General features: G+C 73.6%; 3 protein-coding genes. All 3 read left to right on the top strand.

Going from position 1 to position 2,316, the window contains the following annotated elements:
* Positions 1-163: 163 nt before the first annotated feature.
* The 3 genes from AKI01S_RS38765 (at position 164) to AKI01S_RS38755 (ending at position 2,305) form a co-directional block, all read left to right on the top strand.
* A complete protein-coding gene (locus AKI01S_RS38765) occupies positions 164-607 on the top strand; it encodes a RidA family protein (protein WP_174567454.1) in 444 nt (147 codons plus the stop codon).
* Positions 604-1,176 (top strand): 3-hydroxyanthranilate 3,4-dioxygenase, encoded by a 573-nt coding sequence (locus AKI01S_RS38760; protein ID WP_067829897.1) that lies wholly within the window; start codon positions 604-606, stop codon positions 1,174-1,176. The genes AKI01S_RS38765 and AKI01S_RS38760 overlap by 4 nt, the downstream gene beginning before the upstream one ends.
* Before the next feature lie 100 nt (positions 1,177-1,276).
* Positions 1,277-2,305, top strand: a complete 1,029-nt coding sequence (locus AKI01S_RS38755; RefSeq protein ID WP_067829893.1) for an amidohydrolase family protein — start codon at positions 1,277-1,279, stop codon at positions 2,303-2,305.
* The last annotated feature ends 11 nt before the right edge of the window (positions 2,306-2,316 follow it).

The following is a 2,316-nucleotide window of genomic DNA, read 5'->3' as shown; positions in this document are numbered from 1 at the left end:
GGTCGCTGCGCGCCGCCGCCCGCCTGGCCCTGGCGGCGGGCGTCCCGCTCCGGCCCGGCGCGGTCGTGCTGGCCGGGGCCGCCACCGCCGCCGTGCCGCTCCCCAGGGACGCCCACGTCCGCGTCACCTGCGCGGGCCTCGGCAGCGTGGAGGTGACCACCAAGTGAGTGACGCGATCCTGGTCGAGGGCAAGGCCAAGCCGCGCGGGCGGTTCCCGCACGTGAAGCGGGCCGGGGACCTCGTGTTCGTGTCGGGGACCAGCTCGCGCCGCCCCGACGGCACGTTCGCCGGGGCCAGCGCCGACCCCATGGGCGTCACCGACCTCGACATCCGCGAGCAGACCCGCGCCGTCATCGAGAACATCCGCGACCTGCTGCGGGCCGCCGGCGGCGACCTGTCCGACATCGTCAACATCACCACCTACCTGGTGAACATGAACGACTTCGGCGGCTACAACGAGGTCTACGGCTCCTACTTCGACGAGACGGGCCCCGCGCGCACCACCGTGGCCGTCCACCAGCTGCCGCACCCCCACCTTCTCATCGAGATCTCCTGCGTGGCCCACATCCCCCGGGGCACCGCTCCAGGCAAGGAGGACCGCTCATGACCCTGCCCAAGCTGACCCACGGGCAGCCGTTCAACTTCGACAAGTGGATCGACGAGCACCGCGACCTGCTCAAGCCGCCGGTCGGCAACGTGCAGGTCTGGGACGAGTCCGGGCTCATCGTCATGGTGGTCGGCGGCCCCAACCGCCGCACCGACTTCCACGACGACCCGCGCGAGGAGTTCTTCTACCAGCTCAAGGGCAACATGGTCCTGCGCGTGATGGAGGAGGAGGGCAAGCCGCCGGTCGACGTCCAGATCAACGAGGGCGACGTGTTCCTGCTGCCCCCGCACGTGCGGCACTCCCCGCAGCGGCCGGAGGAGGGCTCCATCGGCCTGGTCGTGGAGATCCCCCGCGCCGAGGGCGAGCTGGAGTCGTTCGAGTGGTACTGCATGGAGTGCCACCACCTGGTGCGCCGCTCCACGCTCCAGGTCCGCTCCATCGTGGACGACCTGCCGCCGGCCTTCCAGGCGTTCTACGACAGCGACCGCGAGTGCCCGCACTGCGGCGCGACCCACCCGGGCAAGCAGTGGCCCGACCACATGGTCCCGACCACCGCGCCCCGCGCCTGACCCCAGCTCCCGAGGCCGCCGCCGACGCCGCCGGACCCCTCCACCGGGGACCGGCGGGCGGGAGCGCGCCCGCGACCCACCCAGCAGAAAGCAGGGAACCGTGACTGTCATCGACGTCCACGCCCACGTCTTCCCGCGCCTGACCCGCGCCGAGGGCCGCGTGCTGACCGACGCGGGAGAGCCGTGGCTGCGCGTCAACGGCGACGGCACCGGGATGATGATGAGCGGCGACGAGGAGTACCGGCCCGTCACCGAGGCGCTGTGGGACCCGGCCCGGCGCGTCGCCGACATGGACGCCCTCGGCGTCGACGTGCAGGCGGTGTCCTCGACCCCGCTGATGTTCGGCTACGACGCCGACCCCGCCCGCGCCGCCGACTGGTGCGACCTGGTCAACGACCGCATCCTCGCCTACTGCGCCGCCGCCCCCGACCGGCTGCTGCCGCTGTGCCAGGTGCCGTTGCAGGACACCGGGCGCGCCTGCGAGGTCGCCACCCGCGCCCTGGCCGCCGGGCACCGCGGCGTCCACATCGGCAACCACGTCGGCGACCGCAACCTCGACGACCCCGGCATCGTGGAGTTCCTGGCCCACTGCGCGCGGATCGGCCTGCCGGTCCTGGCCCACCCGTGGGACATGATGGCGGCCGAGCGGATGCGCGGGCACATGCTGCCCTGGCTGGTGGGGATGCCCGCCGAGACCCAGCTCGGCATCCTCGGGCTGATGCTGTCGGGGGCGTTCGAACGGATCCCCGCGTCGCTGCGGCTGTGCTTCTGCCACGGCGGCGGCAGCTTCGCGTTCCTGCTGGGCCGCGCCGACAACGCCTGGCGCAACCGCGACATCGTCCGCGCCGACTCGCCGCGCCCGCCGTCGGAGTACACCGACCGCTTCCATGTCGACTCGGCCGTGTTCGACCCCCGCGCGCTGCGGCTGCTGGTGGAGGTCATGGGCGCCGACCGGGTGATGCTGGGCACCGACTACCCGTTCCCGCTGGGGGAGAAGGAGCCCGGCGCCGTCGTGCGCGCCTGCCCCGAGCTGGACGACGCCGACCGCGCGAAGGTGCTGGGCGGCAACGCCGCGGCGTTCTTCGCGCCCGCCCCCGCCCCGGTCGGCGCGGTGGGGGGCGGGGCGTGACCGCCGCCCCC

The organism is Actinomadura kijaniata NBRC 14229, from assembly GCF_001552175.1.
GTDB classification, from domain to species: Bacteria; Actinomycetota; Actinomycetes; order Streptosporangiales; family Streptosporangiaceae; genus Spirillospora; species Spirillospora kijaniata.
Note: the sequence above shows the minus strand (reverse complement) of the source record. Positions and strands in the feature narration are given on the sequence as shown.